Here is an 18,977-nt window from a genome sequence, read left to right on the forward strand (position 1 = left end):
ATTCCAGACGCAATTATGCTGAGGCATAATTGATTTAGCTTGTTGAGATTTTATGAGAAAGAGATGTATAGTAAAACAAATAAAGTAGTAGCTAGAAGATTACAAGAGTTGTTTATTGCTCGAAAAAACACAAAATAGCTTACTAACTAATTATTTTTCAAAAAAAGATAATTTTGTAGCAAAAAAACACTTGCGGATGTAATGGAATCGTGATAAATTATTACTTGTCGTTAAGACGACGCAAGAACGAAAACGGCTTCGAAAAAACATTTTAAAAAGATGTTGACATCGATAACCAAGAATGATATTATATAAGAGTTGTCGCTTCTGAAAAGGAGCAAAAAACTTCTAAAAAAGAAGTTGACAACAAAAACAAGAAATGTTATGATATAAAAGTTGCTGAAATGAAACGGCGACGAAATGAACCTTGAAAACTGAACAAGCAAAACGTAATCAATAAAGTTTTTAGTAGCTAACCTTGAGTTAGTGAACGAAACAAAATTTTGGACATCAAACATGATGCCAGCAAAACAATTTGAGCTAATCAAATTTCTTTTTATGGAGAGTTTGATCCTGGCTCAGGACGAACGCTGGCGGCGTGCCTAATACATGCAAGTCGAGCGAACAGAGAAGGAGCTTGCTCCTTTGACGTTAGCGGCGGACGGGTGAGTAACACGTGGGCAACCTACCTTATAGTTTGGGATAACTCCGGGAAACCGGGGCTAATACCGAATAATCTATTTTACTTCATGGTGAAATACTGAAAGACGGTTTCGGCTGTCGCTATAAGATGGGCCCGCGGCGCATTAGCTAGTTGGTGAGGTAACGGCTCACCAAGGCGACGATGCGTAGCCGACCTGAGAGGGTGATCGGCCACACTGGGACTGAGACACGGCCCAGACTCCTACGGGAGGCAGCAGTAGGGAATCTTCCACAATGGGCGAAAGCCTGATGGAGCAACGCCGCGTGAGTGAAGAAGGTTTTCGGATCGTAAAACTCTGTTGTAAGGGAAGAACAAGTACAGTAGTAACTGGCTGTACCTTGACGGTACCTTATTAGAAAGCCACGGCTAACTACGTGCCAGCAGCCGCGGTAATACGTAGGTGGCAAGCGTTGTCCGGAATTATTGGGCGTAAAGCGCGCGCAGGCGGTCCTTTAAGTCTGATGTGAAAGCCCACGGCTCAACCGTGGAGGGTCATTGGAAACTGGGGGACTTGAGTGCAGAAGAGGAAAGTGGAATTCCAAGTGTAGCGGTGAAATGCGTAGAGATTTGGAGGAACACCAGTGGCGAAGGCGACTTTCTGGTCTGTAACTGACGCTGAGGCGCGAAAGCGTGGGGAGCAAACAGGATTAGATACCCTGGTAGTCCACGCCGTAAACGATGAGTGCTAAGTGTTAGGGGGTTTCCGCCCCTTAGTGCTGCAGCTAACGCATTAAGCACTCCGCCTGGGGAGTACGGTCGCAAGACTGAAACTCAAAGGAATTGACGGGGGCCCGCACAAGCGGTGGAGCATGTGGTTTAATTCGAAGCAACGCGAAGAACCTTACCAGGTCTTGACATCCCGTTGACCACTGTAGAGATATGGTTTTCCCTTCGGGGACAACGGTGACAGGTGGTGCATGGTTGTCGTCAGCTCGTGTCGTGAGATGTTGGGTTAAGTCCCGCAACGAGCGCAACCCTTGATCTTAGTTGCCATCATTTAGTTGGGCACTCTAAGGTGACTGCCGGTGACAAACCGGAGGAAGGTGGGGATGACGTCAAATCATCATGCCCCTTATGACCTGGGCTACACACGTGCTACAATGGACGATACAAACGGTTGCCAACTCGCGAGAGGGAGCTAATCCGATAAAGTCGTTCTCAGTTCGGATTGTAGGCTGCAACTCGCCTACATGAAGCCGGAATCGCTAGTAATCGCGGATCAGCATGCCGCGGTGAATACGTTCCCGGGCCTTGTACACACCGCCCGTCACACCACGAGAGTTTGTAACACCCGAAGTCGGTGGGGTAACCTTTTGGAGCCAGCCGCCGAAGGTGGGATAGATGATTGGGGTGAAGTCGTAACAAGGTAGCCGTATCGGAAGGTGCGGCTGGATCACCTCCTTTCTAAGGATATTTTCGGAATACAAACCTAGGGTTTGTAAGATTACGTTTTGCGTTCAGTTTTGAAGGTTCATTCTTCTGAATGAATTACTTCAAAACTTGTTCTTTGAAAACTGGATAAAACGACATTGAAATTGTAACAAACACATTTATTTTTTTAAGTTTTTTATAGGCTTAATAACTTGGTTAAGTTATTAAGGGCGCACGGCGAATGCCTTGGCACTAGGAGCCGAAGAAGGACGGCACTAACACCGATATGCTTCGGGGAGCTGTAAGTGAGCTTTGATCCGGAGATTTCCGAATGGGGGAACCCACTACGTTTAATCGCGTAGTATCTTGACGTGAATACATAGCGTCTTGAAGGCAGACCCAGGGAACTGAAACATCTAAGTACCTGGAGGAAGAGAAAGAAAAATCGATTCCCTGAGTAGCGGCGAGCGAAACGGGAAGAGCCCAAACCAAGAGGCTTGCCTCTTGGGGTTGTAGGACACTCAATACGGAGTTACAAAAGAGCGAGTTAGATGAAGCGACTTGGAAAGGTCCGCCAGAGCAGGTAAAAGCCCTGTAGTCGAAAGTTCGTTCTCTCCTGAGTGGATCCTGAGTACGGCGGAACACGTGAAATTCCGTCGGAATCCGGGAGGACCATCTCCCAAGGCTAAATACTACCTAGTGACCGATAGTGAACCAGTACCGTGAGGGAAAGGTGAAAAGCACCCCGGAAGGGGAGTGAAAGAGATCCTGAAACCGTGTGCCTACAAGTAGTTAGAGCCCGTTAATGGGTGATAGCGTGCCTTTTGTAGAATGAACCGGCGAGTTACGATTACGTGCGAGGTTAAGCTTTAGAAGGCGGAGCCGCAGCGAAAGCGAGTCTGAATAGGGCGAATTAGTACGTGGTCGTAGACCCGAAACCAGGTGATCTACCCATGTCCAGGGTGAAGGTGAGGTAACACTTACTGGAGGCCCGAACCCACGCACGTTGAAAAGTGCGGGGATGAGGTGTGGGTAGCGGAGAAATTCCAATCGAACTTGGAGATAGCTGGTTCTCTCCGAAATAGCTTTAGGGCTAGCCTCGTGATGAGAATACTGGAGGTAGAGCACTGTTTGGACTAGGGGGCCATCCCGGTTTACCGAATTCAGACAAACTCCGAATGCCAGATATTTATACACGGGAGTCAGACTGCGAGTGATAAGATCCGTAGTCAAAAGGGAAACAGCCCAGACCACCAGCTAAGGTCCCAAAGTAATCGTTAAGTGGAAAAGGATGTGGCGTTGCACAGACAACCAGGATGTTGGCTTAGAAGCAGCCATCATTTAAAGAGTGCGTAATAGCTCACTGGTCGAGTGACGCTGCGCCGAAAATGTATCGGGGCTAAACGATTCACCGAAGCTGTGGATTGACATCTACGATGTCAGTGGTAGGAGAGCGTTCTAAGTGCGTTGAAGTCAGATCGGAAGGACTGGTGGAGCGCTTAGAAGTGAGAATGCCGGTATGAGTAGCGAAAGACGGGTGAGAATCCCGTCCACCGTATGACTAAGGTTTCCTGAGGAAGGCTCGTCCGCTCAGGGTTAGTCGGGACCTAAGCCGAGGCCGATAGGCGTAGGCGATGGACAACAGGTTGATATTCCTGTACCACCTCCTCACCGTTTGAGAAATGGGGGGACGCAGTAGGATAGGGTAAGCGCGCCGTTGGTTGTGCGCGTCCAAGCAGTAAGGCGTGTGTGTAGGCAAATCCGCACACTGTAACGTTGAGCTGTGATGGCGAGTCCGTATGGACGAAGTTCCTGATTTCACACTGCCAAGAAAAGCCTCTATCGAGGTGAGAGGTGCCCGTACCGCAAACCGACACAGGTAGTCGAGGAGAGAATCCTAAGGTGTGCGAGAGAACTCTCGTTAAGGAACTCGGCAAAATGACCCCGTAACTTCGGGAGAAGGGGTGCTCTTGAGCGTGCAAGCGCATGAGAGCCGCAGTGAATAGGCCCAGGCGACTGTTTAGCAAAAACACAGGTCTCTGCAAAACCGTAAGGTGACGTATAGGGGCTGACGCCTGCCCGGTGCTGGAAGGTTAAGAGGAGTGGTTAGCGCAAGCGAAGCTGCGAATTGAAGCCCCAGTAAACGGCGGCCGTAACTATAACGGTCCTAAGGTAGCGAAATTCCTTGTCGGGTAAGTTCCGACCCGCACGAAAGGCGTAACGATCTGGGCACTGTCTCAACGAGAGACTCGGTGAAATTATAGTACCTGTGAAGATGCAGGTTACCCGCGACAGGACGGAAAGACCCCGTGGAGCTTTACTGTAGCCTGATATTGAATTTTGGTACAACTTGTACAGGATAGGTAGGAGCCAGAGATCTCGGAGCGCCAGCTTCGAAGGAGGCGTCGGTGGGATACTACCCTGGTTGTATTGAAATTCTAACCCATGCCCCTTAGCGGGGCAGGAGACAGTGTCAGGCGGACAGTTTGACTGGGGCGGTCGCCTCCTAAAAGGTAACGGAGGCGCCCAAAGGTTCCCTCAGAATGGTTGGAAATCATTCGTAGAGTGTAAAGGCACAAGGGAGCTTGACTGCGAGACCTACAAGTCGAGCAGGGTCGAAAGACGGGCTTAGTGATCCGGTGGTTCCGCATGGAAGGGCCATCGCTCAACGGATAAAAGCTACCCCGGGGATAACAGGCTTATCTCCCCCAAGAGTCCACATCGACGGGGAGGTTTGGCACCTCGATGTCGGCTCATCGCATCCTGGGGCTGTAGTCGGTCCCAAGGGTTGGGCTGTTCGCCCATTAAAGCGGTACGCGAGCTGGGTTCAGAACGTCGTGAGACAGTTCGGTCCCTATCCGTCGTGGGCGTAGGAAATTTGAGAGGAGCTGTCCTTAGTACGAGAGGACCGGGATGGACACACCGCTGGTGTACCAGTTGTCTTGCCAAAGGCATCGCTGGGTAGCTATGTGTGGACGGGATAAGTGCTGAAAGCATCTAAGCATGAAGCCCCCCTCAAGATGAGATTTCCCATTACGCAAGTAAGTAAGATCCCTCAAAGACGATGAGGTAGATAGGTTCGAGGTGGAAGTGTGGTGACACATGGAGCTGACGAATACTAATCGATCGAGGACTTAACCAAAATGTTTGAAACATTCAATGCACGTTTATCCAGTTTTGAAAGAACAAAACCTTTCATATAAGGGTTTCAAGATACGAGTAGTTCGAGGAAGCGATGGAGAGAGGGAAGGAGCGTACTCAAGTACGTGACTGACTGAGCGACAGAAGCTGACGAAGAAATACGACGTATATTGGAAGCCGAAGAGAGCTTCAAGACACAAGTAGTACAAGGAAGCAAACGAGTGAATGAGGGAGCGTACCTCTGTACGTGACCGATTGAGCGAGAGAAGCTGACGCAGTAATACGCCGTGTATTGGAGGTCGAAAATAGTCTAGTGATGATGGCAAAGAGGTCACACCCGTTCCCATACCGAACACGGAAGTTAAGCTCTTTAGCGCCGATGGTAGTTGGGGGATTCCCCCTGTGAGAGTAGGACGTCGCTAGGCACCTGTAAAAGTCGAGGATTTATTCCTCGGCTTTTTTATTTGCAATTAATTGTGATTCCTGCCAACGATCTAGCTGAAGGTTAAGAAATATAGACGATGGAGCAATATATTGAGCGCCAACTGACGGAGATGCAGGACCTGAAGGTTTGTTGGTTTGGAATAAAGTTTGATACGTAATTCTAAAAGTCATTTTTATAGTATATGAAAAGAAAGTACATTGAACAAAGATTGATCAAGATGCTTTCTTTTCTGGTAATATTAGTAAATAGTTTTTATAAATAAGTTTGGGTATTTCTTTGTAGCTCTTGTTCAACAAACGCACCCCGTTACTTAAAAAACATATTTACCAAATTGTTATTATTGCATACGCTAATTGTATAAAAGAAGTATGGATGACCATTATTGGAATAAGAACATTAGACCCTCTTGTCACGTTTGTCTCATGGAAAACGAGTAGGGGAGCACTGACCTTCATCGATGGAGAGGTCACACGGACGGCGAGTGTCTTGTCTTCGAGTGATGTACTTACTAAACTGTGGGTTCTAAACTTTCAATTAACCATAGTGATACAAAAATCACATTTTTTACACCAGGTTCTTTAAACGTAGCTACACCATCACGGACTTCAATCACATTTACCCGAGTTATCGAATTTAAGCCAGTTGAATAGACATTTAATAATTGGTTATTTTCCTTGTGTAATTCTAACCGTTCGCGAATGGATATTACACAGGGGTCTTCAATACAACTACAATTTTTGCATTTTGGCCTAACACATGTTGAAGTATTAACCATTAATGGCCTGTAGGAAAAAATATAACATATTGCAATATCCAATTGTCCACCATCATTAGGAAGATTTGCTGTAACCGTTCCACAGGAAATGTCCGAAAAATTCAACACAGCTTTGCTTCTAGTAATAGTTTGAATGTCACCAGGTGAATTTCTAAAATTACTTAAGACTTCCCTCATGTCCCTAACAGAAACAGTTTCTAAACACTTGCAAGCTGGTCTTACATTCATTATCTCACCTATCCTTTCTATAATCTTTAATAGCATATGTTTAAATAATAGGAAATGGTAGGTAAGATGTCCTAAGTCATTGACCTAAATTCGGAAGCGGATTGCCTCACGCTTGTAATCTAATTATTTGTTTTATTCTAATCTAAACACGAACATCTTTAATCGGCGGAGGACGAGTTTGATTCTGATTATAAAATTTCAGCAGGCTCTAACCTCAAAAACTTCACTTAGTTTAGGAGAAATAATGCTCAACATGACTTTAAATCTCAATGTGCATGGTCGAAATCCTTTCAGTGCTATATTAGGTGTACTTAAAATAATATTTGGTTATCATGTAAAGTAAACACTGATGAATGAACGCTTTATAATGATGTAGTAATTATTTCACCGACCCTTTATTACATTATACTGCCTCGTTCGCATAATAAGAAAAGCTGCCATCGACTTTGGCAACTGGTTCTTGTGGTACCGCTCTAGCTTAAAAGCTCTAGACTAGATAATGCTCTCTTGAAAATGAAAAAGCTCCTTACATATTTTCAAACTAAAATAAATTAACTATAATGGAATATAAATGGGGATATACTAAATTCTATTCATTTATCTTTATTTATACAAATATATCGTAGAGGAGCACGAAGATGAAAAAGAAGTTTTTATCTTTATTCATGGCCATAATAATGGTCCTATCAGTTAGCGTATCGGTGTATGCCGATGAAACGTCGCCACCAGCGACAAGAGGAGAGATCGTTAAAACCTTGTTGGTGGCAGCAGACGCTTATCAACCAGGAATTAATAAAGAATACGTTATGCAAGGCTTTAACGATTTAAGAGAGAATGAGCCAGCTAAGAAGGTTGAAGCTTTAGTCATGTTGAGTAGAGCATTCGGCGAATTGCCAGAGCCAGTCGGAAATGATCTGCGCAGTGGAACATTTGGCGTCGAGTTCACCGATGTACCCGCTTGGGCTAAGAAAGATATCGATAAACTGGCAAAAGCAGGCGTACTGACGGGCAAACCTGACGGTACATTAGGCGCAAATGACAATATTACAATCGATGAGTTCCAAAACATGATTGCCAGAGTGTGGACGCTTAAAGGCTCCCATTTAAATGACGATTTTTATGAAGCAATTAATAAGGAATGGTTAAATAAATCGACAATTCTGGCAGGAGAAATCATGGGCGGCGTTTTTCCCGAGCTGCATAAGCAAAATAACAATAAAATAGAAAAAATAATAGATGAGCTCGCTGGCAAACAATTCACAGAAGGAACAAAAGAACAGAAAATTGCAGACTTCTATGCAACAGCGTTAGATACAAAAAATAGAAATAAACAAGGGATTGAACCCATTCAAAAATATGTAAAGGACATTGAAGGGGCTAAAACGCTTGATGAGCTCGTTCAAGCAGATCTTACCCTGGAGAAAGAATTGGGTCTAAGTTCATTATTCAGCTTTGCAATCATGGGCGATGCAAAGAACAGCAGCGAAAATGCTTTGTATTACACTGGATTAGCTACCGGTCTGGATAAGAACAGCTTTATAACGGAAGACGAAAAAGCGAAAAAAGCCTATATTCAATATATGACCAAACTTCTCGTGTCATCGGGAGAGAAAGAGTCTGCAGCGAAAGCCCATGCCGAGAAAATTTATGGAATGGAGAAAAGCCTAGCCTCCGTATCGCTTGAACCTCATGAACAAGGCGATGTCAATAAATACTATAATCCGTATACAATCGAACAATTTGATGACATGTTCAAAACAGTAGATATGAAACAAGTCTTGAAATCGATGAAAGTCGACAGTGCAGATAAAGTGATCGTAATCGATGAAAAGTTGGCGCAAAAAGGCTCGGAACTCTTGAATGAAGCTAATCTTGACGTACTTAAAGCTTACTCAAAAGTACAACTGCTTTCGGCAACAGGCGGTTTGTTGTCAGATGAATTCAGAGACGCTGCAAATGAGTTTTCCGCAACGTTATATGGCGTTACAGGAGAAAAAACAGATCAGGAAATCGCAGTAGCCAAGACAACTGGCACAATGGGCGGATATTTGGAGCAAATGTTTGCCGAGAAACATTTTTCACCAGAAGCTAAAAAAGATGTTGAGCAAATGGTAGAGAAATTAATTGCTACGTATGAAGAAAGAATTAAATCCCTTGATTGGATGTCAGAAACGACAAAAGATAAAGCGATTAAAAAGCTAGATACGATGATTGTTAAGATCGGTTACCCAGATAAGTGGGATACGACATTAGATAAAGTAGCGATCAAGACATATGACGAAGGCGGCTCGCTGTTCTCTAATACCTTCACAGTAAACAAAGCATATATTGATAACACAAAAGCCAAGCTAGGAAAACCGGTTGATAGAACGGAATGGGGAACAAGCGTATATACCGTAAATGCTTTCTACAATCCGCTTAATAACGAAATTACGTTCCCTGCCGGTATTCTTCAAGCGCCTTTCTATGACATTAACGCTAAACCTGAAGAAAACTATGGGGCAATTGGCATGATCATTGGCCATGAAATCAGCCATGCATTTGATAACAACGGATCTGCATACGACGAAAATGGAAATGCAAATAACTGGTGGACAGAAGAAGACTTTAAGAAATTCAAAGAGAAGAACGAGGAACTGATTGAGTTCTATAATAACATTGAGATTATTCCGGGTGTGTTGAACGACGGTCAGCTTACACTAAGCGAGAATGTCGCCGATTTGGGCGGAATGGCCGCTTCACTACAAGTTGTATCCAATATGAGTAATCCAGATTATAAAGCATATTTCGAAAGCAATGCAGAAATGTGGAAATCCACAACAACAAAAGAATTTGCAGTGATTCTGAGCAAAAACGATGTACATTCAGCTAATAAAATTCGGGTAAACCGCACGATTGTGAACTTCCAGCAATTCTATGATACCTATGGAATCAAGCCTGGAGATGGCATGTATGTAGCTCCGGAGGATCGAGTTTCCATCTGGTAAAAATCAGAGCAGATAGAGCTAATTCCTGATAACTCTTACATCAGTGTATAAAGGCAAAGAGGTTGTCTAGGAAGTCCTTTTTAGAGTAAGGCTGTTTTCTCAAAGATTGTTGCTGTTAAAACAAAAAGGCAGATTTAATCTACATTAACGTGTAGATTAAATTCTGTTTTTTTTATTTCGATATAAGTAAGCCCCGAACCAAACTGCTAATAAAACAATGGCGATTATTAACAAAATAAGTGCTTATTTTTTTACAATTTCCCATCCCAATACTTTGAACTACTGATTTTAGTTATGTGTTATTTTGACAAAGTGTACATTCATTAAACCTTCCCAAACCCCATTACATAAAATTAATTAAAAAAATTTAAGCCAAATCACCTTCCAGTTTATCTAATAGATGTAAAACCAAAACGAAAGGAGGAATTAAGATGAAACTTGAACGTCTAGTAAAGAAAGCACAAAAAGGAAATGATAAAGCTTACTTAATGCTTTTTCAGCAGTACGAAGCAGATATTTATCGAATGGCTTATGTCTATGTAAAAAATAAAGATGATGCATTAGATCTTGTTCAAGAAGTGGCCTATCAGTCATTTAAGAAAATCAGTACATTGAAAAAACCAGAATATTTCAAGACATGGCTCATGAAAATTACGATTAATTGTGCATTGAGCTTAATCAATAAAAATAAAAAGGTGATCCCGCTAAATTTAGACTTTGAAGTGCTTACTGGGGCAGAAGATGAAGACATTGCACTTACTTTATCTTTACACAAGCTGATTGATACTTTAAAAGAGGATGAGAAGAGTGTCATTTTACTAAAATATTACGACGATCGTACATTAAAGGAAATTTCAGAGATATTAGACATCCCGCTTGGAACCGCAAAGTCTGTCTTATACCGTGCGTTAGATAAGCTTCGCCAAAATTTAAAGGAGGTAGATAACTATGCATAACCATCTAAAGCAAGAGTTTTCAAAAATTGAAATCCCTGTAGAGATTCATGAAAGAAGTAAATTGGGCATTAATAAAGCAAATTCTGAAATGGGTGGTAAACTGAATCGTTTTGTAAAAAAACGATTGGCTATAGCTGTTATTTCTGCTTGTTTAATGATTCCAACAGGTGTATTTGCTTATCAGGCGTTACTTGCCGATCATTTATATGGTTCATTTGATAATCTAAAAAAACATGTGGCAAATGTTACAATGGAAAGTTACTTATTATTTGATGCAAAACTAAATCAAGCAAAAGGTGACCTAGGAAAAGAGGAATTTGAACAATTTAAAGATTTACTAAATGTATTTACAAATGCAAAACTGGAATATGGTGATAACAATGGAAACATAGATTATTCTCAACTCCCTGTAGAACCATTAGAGAAAATTAAAGAAGCTATGTACGAAATTCAACCATACTTTGACAAATTAAACGGACTCCCATCAAGCAAAGAGGTTTTAACAGCTGAAGAATATGAACAATATATTCAAGCCCTAATGACCTATGAAACGATTATGGCACAACTAGGAGTCTCAAGTATTCCTGAGGTCGATATAATTCCTACAGAGTCACAAGAGGAATTCTTGGAAGCTCAAGAATACTTAATTTATGTAAATGAAAAACAAATTGGAAATTAAATTATAGATAGAAGACAGCTGGATAATAAAATATACCAAGTTAATTTCATTCTGTTTTACTGAAACATTACCGTCGGCTAATTATAAATAAATACTTCAACGGGTGTGTTAGCTTATAAATGTGCTTATAAGTACGTATATATAATACAATTTAATTAAATATGAAAAAAAGTGGCGTTACTATCATACGATAGTAACGCCACATACCTTGTTGATAAAGTTATTTCCAATTGAAACCTTTTTTCGCTAAAAAATCTGTAATATGAGGACGGCGCTGTTCGATTAAAAAGTCGGCCATTTGCTTTGTCCAGTTATCAATTTTTCGATTCGATGAGCGATTATTGTAGTATGTTTCCATTGTGTCATTGTAAGCAGGTAAAAGCTCTTCGTATTTTTCTGCATTGTATTCATTTTCATGTAATACTGCTGCAACTGGTAAACGAGGTTTTACTTCGTTGCGACGAGCAGGAACTCCGATTGTTAAGCCGAATAGTGGGAATACATAATCAGGTAGATTGAATAATTCGCTTATTTCCTCAGGCTTATTACGCACGCCGCCAATATAACAAATACCATATCCCATAGATTCTGCCGCAATGACAAAGTTTTGAGCGAATAATGATACATCAGCTACACCAACAAGAACATTTTCTGCTGAATCCGCTACAATGTCTACACCTTCTAATTTACCTGCCATTTGAAGACGTTTGAAATCTACACAGAAGACAAAGGCACCGCCAGAAGTTTCGTATTGACGAGGATTACCAGAGAGTAAACCTAATTTTTCCTTTTTCTCTTCATCTGTTACCCAAATAACACTATAAGCTTGTACAAAATGTGATGTAGCAGCCATTTGTGCAGTAGCAATTAATTCTTCAATAATTTCTTTAGAAATTTGATTTCCATCATAAATACGAACCGAAGAGTGGTTACGTAACAATTGTTTAACCATCTAAAAGAATCTCCTTTTCCCCTTATATAACAAGAGCATATCACGCTTTTTTAAATAAATCGAATTTATGCGAGCTTACCATTATTTTTGTATAGTATTAAAATGCATTAAATTTCTCGTAAAATTAAATATATTGGTTAATATAGATTAAAAATTCTAAATAGTATAGAATTGTTTGTGCGGCGGTTTATTTGGTTTATACCCCAATAAATGGATTTTTATGCCGGAAAAATTGAGCTAAATAATCTAGTTGAACAAAAATAAAGTGGGATGGAGGAATAAGGGATGGAAGAAAAGTTAGCGAAAAAGCTTCGTAATGAACAGCTACGGAGCAAGGTTGTAACAGCAGAAGAAGCAGCATCTTGGATTGAGGATGGTATGGTACTTGGGATGAGCGGATTTACACGTGCTGGTGACGTTAAAGTGGTCCCACTGGCACTTGTGGAAAAAGCCAAAAAAGAGAGCTTCCAGGTAGATGTATATACAGGTGCATCGCTTGGGCCAGAAGTTGACCAATACTTAGCAGAAGCTGGCGTTATTCGCAAACGCGGACCTTTCCAAGCGGATGCCGGTATTCGTAATAAAATCAACAGCGGTGAAATCACATTCGTTGATGCGCACCTGTCACATAATGCGGAACTAGTACGTCAAGGCATTATTGGTCCTATTGATTTTGCAATTATTGAAGCGACTGCTATTACAGAAGACGGCCTACTAATTCCTACAACTTCAGTTGGTAACTCTCCAATTTTTGTGCAAGAGGCAAACCAAATAATCATAGAGTTGAACATAGCTCAGCTTGATGCATTAGAGGGTGTGCACGATATTTTTGTGCCAGGACCACAGGGGAAACGTGATCCAATTCAATTACAAGATGTATCGGATCGACTTGGCACAATTGGTATTCCACTAGACTTAGATAAAGTAAAAGGTATTGTGATTTCAGATATTTTAGATGCACCATCAACAATCGTTCCTGCTGATGAAGAAACAGATATTATGGCCAATCATTTATTAAACTTCCTACGTGAAGAAATTAAAGTAGGCCGTTTAACGAATAGTTTACGACCAATCCAATCAGGAGTAGGTTCAGTAGCAAATGCTGTATTATTTGGCTTTAAAGACTCTGAGTTTGAGAACTTGGAAATATATTCGGAAGTACTACAAGATGCGGTATTTGAATTAATAGATGCAGGTAAGGTAAACTTTGCATCTGCTACTTCTATTACTCTTTCCGAGGCAGTTGGAAACCGAGTGTATAGTAATTTCGAAAAATATACTGATAAATTAGTATTACGCCCGCAAGAAATTTCTAACCAACCAGAAATTATTCGCCGACTCGGGTTAATTTCTGTTAATACAGCGCTTGAAGTAGATATTTACGGGAATGTGAATTCTACGCATGTTTCTGGCACAAAGATGATGAATGGAATCGGCGGTTCTGGAGACTTTGCGCGTAATGCACGATTAGGTATTTTCGTCACAAAATCTTATGCGAAAGGCGGAAATATTTCTAGTATCGTCCCAATGGTATCGCATGTGGACCATACGGAGCATGATGTAGACGTAATCGTAACAGAGCAGGGAGTAGCAGATTTGCGAGGGCTTGCACCAAAAGAACGGGTTGCACTCATTATCGATAACTGTGCACATCCGGAATATCGTGAGCAATTACGGAAGTATTTTAACGATGCTAACGAAGCAACAGGTGGGCACCATACGCCACACAATCTAGAAAAAGCACTTTCATGGCATGTCAATTACGCAAAAAACGGGACGATGAAGGACCCTGCATTATCGAAATAATAAAATGAAGAAAGCCTTGAAGGACAGTTGACTTGTTCCTTCAAGGCTTTTAGTTGTTAAGAAGTATTGCGCGAAAAGCTAGGGACAAGCAAGGTCTCTGAGTGATCGGGTGGGGCCCCGAAGTAATCAGGAGAGCCGGCAAAGTGATCGTTTAAGACCCAGCCCGTAGCGGAAATCAAAGCCTTCTAATCGGGATGGATAAAAATGGTTAATCAACACACTTGTTTTTTCTTTTTCTTAAATGCAGAAGTCACTTTAGGCTCAGTTCCCTGAATTAATCTCTTTATATTTTCAATATGCAAAATGATTGCTATTGCAAAAAGTAGTAGGGCTATAATCGTTGGACCTACTCCAGGAATCCATAAATATGTTGCTGTACAAAAAACAAGATAAAATTCAAGTACACCGACAATTAAATAATTCGTCGCGAAAGATAAAATAACAAATAAAATGAGTGCAAATAAACCAATCTCCCAATCAACTGCTAGTAGGATCCCTATGATTGATGCAGTTCCTTTGCCGCCATTGAAGCCCATATGAAATGGAAAATTGTGACCTAGGATGACACCGGCAGCTATGATATAGGTTAAGAGCCAAACTTGTATTTCTGTTAAATTTGTTGCATCTGCTAGATAGAAATGGGCACCTATAATAGCTGCTACACCTTTACCGATATCGATAAGGGCGACTAATACGCCGTATTTCCATCCAAGGGAAAGTGTTGCATTGGAAGCACCAGCATTTCCATGACCAGCCTTTTTTAGATCGACCCCGGATAAGAACTGGGCGACTTTAGAGCCGTGAATACAGCCAATTAAATAACCAACAAGTAGAAAAATAATAACGGCTTTTACCATAAAACTCCTCCTTTCTAAATAAATACTAAAATAGTGTATGCGTTCGTAATACGTTCAGAAGCAGACAGAAGTTTCGGAAAAAATAAAATTTTAGTGTTGACAGAAAAAAAGTCTATGTTTATACTGTGTAACAACGATGGAAATTGAATCTCATACTCTTATCAAGAGCGGCGGAGGGATAGGCCCTATGATGCCCGGCAACCAGTAAGTGACGAACTTGCTAAGGTGCTAATTCCTACAGATTCTTACTTGGATCTGGCAGATAAGGGGAGGAAAACTTGCAACCGCAACCCTCTTCTTAGCTGAAGAGGGTTTTTGTTTTCTACTGAAAAATCCTCCTCATCTCCGGTGCCATCGTAAAAAAATAACCATTTGGAGGTATACAATGACAAATTTTAAACCAGAAACATTGCTGTTACACGGGGGCCAAGAGCCAGACCCTGTAACAGGATCTCGCACAGTACCCGTATATCGCTCAACGGCTTTCGTTTTTAAAGACACTGCTCATGCGCAACGTCTTTTTGCCTTAGAGGAAGCTGGCAATATTTACACTCGTATTACAAACCCAACTGTAGATGTTTTTGAAAAACGCGTCGCTTTATTAGAGGGCGGTACAGCAGCAGTAGCACTTTCATCTGGTGCAGCAGCTATCGCATTTTCCATTTTAAATCTTGCGGGTGCAGGTGATGAAATTGTCGCGGCGAGTTCTTTATATGGAGGTACTTATAATTTATTTGCCAATACACTACCAAACTACGGTATTAAAACAATTTTTGTAGACGAAACAAACCCTGAAAATTTCCAAGCAGCGATTACTGATAAAACAAAAGTGGTGTTCGCTGAAATTTATGGTAACCCAAGTTTAAAAGTGCTAGATATTGAAGCGGTAGCGAATATTGCACATGAAAACGGCTTGCCATTAATTATCGATAGTACATTTGCTTCACCATATGGCTCTACACCAATTGACTTCGGTGCAGATATCGTCGTTCATTCTGCAACAAAATGGATTGGCGGACATGGTACAACTTTAGGTGGCGTTGTAGTAGATGCAGGAAAGTTTGATTGGACTCGTGGGCGTTTCCCAGGCTTTACTGAGCCAGATGCTTCTTATCACGGTTTGCGTTATGGTATTGACACAGCAGAGGCTGCATTTGCCACAAAACTGCGTGTACAATTGCTACGCGACTTTGGACCAACGTTAAGTGCAGATGCAGCATTTAATTTATTACAAGGGTTAGAAACGCTTCATTTGCGTATTCCTAAACACAATGAAAATGCATTGGCAGTAGCTGAATATTTACGTAACCACCCATCTGTGGAATATGTAAATTACAATGGCTTAGAAGATTTCCCTACTCATGATTTAGCAAAAAAATATTTGAGAAATGGCTTCGGTTCAGTGCTTACATTCGGTATTAAAGGTGGACGTGAAGCAGGGCGTAAACTAATTGATAGTGTGAAATTATTCTCGCACGTAGCAAATGTAGGGGATGCCAAATCATTAATTATCCATCCAGCATCTACTACACATCAGCAACTATCAGCTGAAGAGTTAATCCAAACTGGTGTAACCGAGTCGCTCATTCGCCTATCAATCGGTTTAGAGGCAGTAGAGGATATCATTGCAGATTTAGAACAAGCTATTGAACAAGTAACAGCTTCTCAACAAACAATAGAGGCTTAATAAAAATTGGCTAATGTTGTAGCGTTTACGTATTGTCTCATTTGATGGGCCTCATTCGGTAATACGTAAAACGTTGCTGCATCAACCACTTACCCCATTCGGTAAGTAATCCGAAAGTATGTACAAATAATTCCTAGTATTTATATAAGTATTATTGACTTATTTAAATCCTTGTATTATACTAGGGAATAACTTAAGCGTTCGAAAGGCTACCAACCTAGAACAAAATTGTTTTTCATAAGTATTCTCCACTTTTGAATATTTGCGTAGCCAGTAGCTACTCTGATCTAAAAACTGATGATAAAGGAGTGTTTTAAATGGGAAATGTTTATAGTGCGCAAAACATGGCATCTTATCTTATTTATGAACTAAATGAAAATCATGTGTTTGTGAACAACATGGCCATTCAAAACATACTTGCGTCAGTTGAAAACAAATGGATACAGACATTTGGACATTCTGCTTTTAATGAATTCGTTTATGCTAAAGAGGAAGGCTATATAGTAGAAGAGGTCTTCGAAGCATATGAAATATATGGTGCAAGTCACATTCCTGTACCTGCGACAGAGTATTACTTAAAATACGGTACATTCCAATTAGTTGAACGTACGTATGCAATACCAAACTTTACACAAGAAGAAATTGAACTTGTACAACAGACTTTATCAACATATCGTTATCAAATGCTATCAGAAGCTAGTTAATTCTCCCTCATATATTTCGGCTCATTCTCTGCTGCTACAGGGAATGAGCTTTTTAATTAGATTTGATAAGTGGGAGAGAGATAGATTAACTGACCTGAAAAATTTTTTTATTGGTATCTTTTAAAGGAACAATTTTTATGAACGTTTAAGCATACATATATAATAGAAGAAAGACTTTCGTTTTCTTTAGAAAAAACCGTCAATATTTGTTCAAATATTATAGAACAACTAAAGAAACGTATAATAAAGGGAATGAAACCGATTTCTTCTGCACGTCTAGAGAAAACAAATGTCCTCTCTAGAAAGATTTTTCTTGTGCATTGTATGTATTTGCGTTACAATTTTTCTAAGTTGAATTTTGAATTATTTGAATTTGTGTGTGTTGCACAGATTTATTATCTACATTCAGTAAAGGGTTTGTGTAGCGAAAGTGAAATGATAGTTAAAGAAGACTTTCGCAAATGGCGAGAGCGAAATGCCATGACTCTAAATCTGCTGAACTGAAGTTAGAAACATTGCAAACTGGCCTACGATGTACAGTCTGCGCACAATTCAAAATCTGTACGAATTAAGCTAAGGCGTAATTAAATTTAATGAAACTGCGGAATGTAAGTTGGAGGGAATAACAAGAATGGCAACTATAAAGGCAGCGATCCTAGGATTTGGAACGGTAGGTCAAGGAATTTACCATATATTAAACGAAAAGCGTGAAGAGCTTAAACATAAATTAGGAATTGAGTTAGAAGTAGCAAAAATTTTAGTGACAGATGCTAGCCGTGAACGTGTACCAGGCACAGCGCATTTAATGACAACTAGTATGGATGACGTTTTAGCAGAGCCAGGTATACAGGTTGTATTTGAAGCGATTGTCAATGAGGAGCCAGCATTTACTTATTTAAAACGTGCTGTAGAGCATAAATGCCATGTCATTACAGCTAACAAAGTGATGTTCGCGAAAAGAGGCTTAGAGCTACAGGATCTTGCAAAAGAGAATGGTGTATTTGTCGGCTTTGAGGCAACAACAGCTGGTGGTGTGCCTGTTATTAAAACGATGAAAAATATTTTACTAGTCAATGATGTTAGTCGTATTCAAGGAGTTTTAAATGGCACATGCAATTATATTCTAACAAAAATGCGTGCACAGGGCTGGTCGTTCGAAACAGCTTTAAAAGAGGCGCAAAATTTAGGGTATGCAGAGGCAGATCCATATAATGATATCTCAGGCCAGGATGCCTTTAAGAAATTAATGATTTTAAGCGCACTAGCATTTGGAGAGCAGCCAGATTGGGCTGATGTAGAAGTGATCGGGATTGATAGCATTTCAGCCGAGCAAGTGAAAGAAGCGTGTGAAAAAGGCTTACGCTATCGTCATGTTGCAGAGGTTGAGAAGTTGGCGGATGGTACAGTAGTAGCAAAGGTTGGCCCACAATTAGTTGATAAAGAACATCCACTTTATCCGGTGGATGACGTGAATAATGCTGTAGCGTTGGATACAAATTATATTGGCACATTAACATTAGTAGGGCCTGGCGCAGGTATGTATCCAACAGCTAGTGTAATGGTTGAGGATTATGCAGAAATTATTGGTAAACGAGCTGGGTTTGTCGTAACAATATAACGGGCAAGAGTTAACTGTGTCCGCCTGATTTTAACTAAAATAATATAAATGCCTAACATTCACAATAT

General features: G+C 40.9%; 10 protein-coding genes, 3 rRNA genes and 1 riboswitch. Of the genes, 10 read left to right on the forward strand and 3 right to left on the reverse strand.

The window, feature by feature from the left end; genetic code table 11:
* The first annotated feature begins 555 nt into the window (after positions 1-555).
* The 3 genes from AB9L17_RS01930 (at position 556) to rrf (ending at position 5,640) form a co-directional block, all read left to right on the forward strand.
* Positions 556-2,107 (forward strand): 16S ribosomal RNA (locus AB9L17_RS01930).
* A 181-nt stretch (positions 2,108-2,288) separates the two neighbouring features.
* Positions 2,289-5,216: ribosomal RNA gene (locus tag AB9L17_RS01935) — 23S ribosomal RNA — on the forward strand.
* A gap of 308 nt (positions 5,217-5,524) precedes the next feature.
* Positions 5,525-5,640 (forward strand): 5S ribosomal RNA (gene rrf, locus AB9L17_RS01940).
* Together the 16S, 23S and 5S rRNA genes form the textbook arrangement of a ribosomal RNA operon.
* A 528-nt stretch (positions 5,641-6,168) precedes the next feature.
* Here the strand turns inward: rrf and AB9L17_RS01945 are convergent.
* A complete protein-coding gene (locus tag AB9L17_RS01945) occupies positions 6,169-6,663 on the reverse strand; it encodes a hypothetical protein (protein ID WP_068985103.1) in 495 nt (164 codons plus the stop codon).
* 638 nt (positions 6,664-7,301) lie between these two features.
* On the opposite strand from AB9L17_RS01945, the gene AB9L17_RS01950 reads away from it, so the two are divergent.
* From AB9L17_RS01950 to AB9L17_RS01960, 3 genes are all read left to right on the forward strand, one after another.
* Complete coding sequence (locus AB9L17_RS01950) at positions 7,302-9,650, forward strand: M13-type metalloendopeptidase (protein WP_223554540.1); 2,349 nt, start codon at positions 7,302-7,304, stop codon at positions 9,648-9,650.
* A gap of 431 nt (positions 9,651-10,081) precedes the next feature.
* Positions 10,082-10,606 carry a sigma-70 family RNA polymerase sigma factor gene (locus AB9L17_RS01955; RefSeq protein WP_068985107.1) on the forward strand — a complete coding sequence of 175 codons (525 nt, stop codon included), beginning with the start codon at positions 10,082-10,084 and terminating at the stop codon, positions 10,604-10,606.
* A complete protein-coding gene (locus tag AB9L17_RS01960; RefSeq protein ID WP_223554538.1) occupies positions 10,599-11,285 on the forward strand; it encodes a DUF3600 domain-containing protein in 687 nt (228 codons plus the stop codon). Before AB9L17_RS01955 ends, AB9L17_RS01960 begins: the two co-directional genes overlap by 8 nt.
* Positions 11,286-11,505: 220 nt before the next feature.
* Here AB9L17_RS01960 and chrR read toward each other — a convergent pair whose 3' ends face one another.
* A complete protein-coding gene (chrR, locus tag AB9L17_RS01965) occupies positions 11,506-12,237 on the reverse strand; it encodes a class II chromate reductase ChrR (RefSeq protein ID WP_223554536.1) in 732 nt (243 codons plus the stop codon).
* A gap of 285 nt (positions 12,238-12,522) precedes the next feature.
* Between chrR and AB9L17_RS01970 the strand changes: the two genes are divergently transcribed.
* Positions 12,523-14,043, forward strand: a complete 1,521-nt coding sequence (locus AB9L17_RS01970) for a succinate CoA transferase (RefSeq protein ID WP_068985110.1) — start codon at positions 12,523-12,525, stop codon at positions 14,041-14,043.
* A gap of 212 nt (positions 14,044-14,255) precedes the next feature.
* Here the strand turns inward: AB9L17_RS01970 and AB9L17_RS01975 are convergent, their stop codons facing one another.
* Positions 14,256-14,900 (reverse strand): glycerol-3-phosphate acyltransferase, encoded by a 645-nt coding sequence (locus AB9L17_RS01975; RefSeq protein WP_223554534.1) that lies wholly within the window; start codon positions 14,898-14,900, stop codon positions 14,256-14,258.
* 155 nt (positions 14,901-15,055) lie between these two features.
* Positions 15,056-15,169: riboswitch (SAM riboswitch) on the forward strand.
* A gap of 116 nt (positions 15,170-15,285) precedes the next feature.
* Here AB9L17_RS01975 and AB9L17_RS01980 point away from each other — a divergent pair.
* The 3 genes from AB9L17_RS01980 (at position 15,286) to AB9L17_RS01990 (ending at position 18,909) form a co-directional block, all read left to right on the forward strand.
* Entirely contained in the window at positions 15,286-16,587 is a 1,302-nt protein-coding gene (locus tag AB9L17_RS01980; RefSeq protein ID WP_223554532.1) for an O-acetylhomoserine aminocarboxypropyltransferase/cysteine synthase family protein, read from the forward strand.
* A gap of 317 nt (positions 16,588-16,904) precedes the next feature.
* A complete protein-coding gene (locus AB9L17_RS01985) occupies positions 16,905-17,291 on the forward strand; it encodes a hypothetical protein (RefSeq protein ID WP_068985113.1) in 387 nt (128 codons plus the stop codon).
* A gap of 631 nt (positions 17,292-17,922) precedes the next feature.
* Positions 17,923-18,909, forward strand: coding sequence for a homoserine dehydrogenase (locus AB9L17_RS01990; protein WP_223554528.1), 987 nt, complete (start codon positions 17,923-17,925; stop codon positions 18,907-18,909).
* Positions 18,910-18,977: the final 68 nt, after the last annotated feature.

Source organism: Lysinibacillus sp. RS11 (genome assembly GCF_042019215.1).
In the GTDB taxonomy this organism is placed as follows: domain Bacteria; phylum Bacillota; class Bacilli; order Bacillales_A; family Planococcaceae; genus Lysinibacillus; species Lysinibacillus xylanilyticus_A.